We start from the raw sequence: 959 nt of genomic DNA on the forward strand, positions 1-959 counted from the left end.
CGTCCATACTGAGATCTCTTTTCCTGCTGATAGTATGTCTTTGGTAACGGTTTGATTACAGAACTTATCGTTAAGAGCAATGAGCTCTAGATCTAAATTTTTAGCAGTTTGCAGGGCTGTGTTTCCATTAAAATCGGCAACTAAACCGCGCCGAATTTTTCTATCGATCCGATGTATTTTATTTAGAAAATACGGGCTAGATGATGTAACGCTTACTCTCCCTAATTTAAGATTATTTGTTCTGAGGTATCGTGCAAGCTTGTAGGCGAGGATATCCATTCTTTGTCTACTCGTAGGTTTTATCTCGAATTGCCAGTCCCAAGTTTCAGGGACGGCATCGACAACTTGTTTTAAGGTTGGAATGAAGCACGATGTTGAGCATAAATGATCTGCTTTAGCGTTTAGCGTCTGAAGTTTCAATGATGGAATGTCGTGTATATTTCCCCGGTATCCCGTCGTTCTGTTCGTCGTAACGTCATGAAATACCATTAGTTCATGGTCGGAAGATAGCCTGACGTCGAGCTCAAAAGCGAAGCATCCATTTTGTTGGGCGTGAACAAAGCTAGGCACTGTATTTTCAGGAAGTTCTGCGCGTGCGCCCCGATGTCCAATGATATACGTCATGGTTTTGCTACATGCTTTGCTTCTGTGAACCTAGCGTGATCAAGATAAACGAGTTCGGCCACTCGGCGAATAATGTGCTCTTCGTATTTGTCTATTGATCCATCAGCATAAGCTATTTTCCATAAGCCAACGATGAGAGCGAATTTGTCTTTCTCTTGCAGATGCTCGTGAATGGTTGAGGTAAATTGGTGCAAAGAAGTTGAGTCATGCGCTGATTGCTCAGCATCTTTGATGATATCTGAAATGGTTGCATCGTCTAGGCTAAAAAGTTCTTTGCCAAGCTCTTTGATTGTGATTCGTTCATTTTCATCAAAGTCATTGTCGATATTAGCGAT

General features: G+C 41.8%; 2 protein-coding genes. Both read right to left on the reverse strand.

What is annotated here, in order from left to right:
- Positions 1–624, reverse strand: a 624-nt coding sequence (locus tag A3739_RS03035; protein ID WP_068500252.1) for a glycerophosphodiester phosphodiesterase, incomplete at its 3' end; no start/stop codon positions are given.
- Positions 621–959: TerB family tellurite resistance protein (locus A3739_RS03040; RefSeq protein WP_068500256.1), on the reverse strand; the 339-nt coding region annotated here is incomplete at its 5' end. The genes A3739_RS03035 and A3739_RS03040, both read right to left, overlap by 4 nt.

Source organism: Oleiphilus sp. HI0067, from assembly GCF_001635735.1.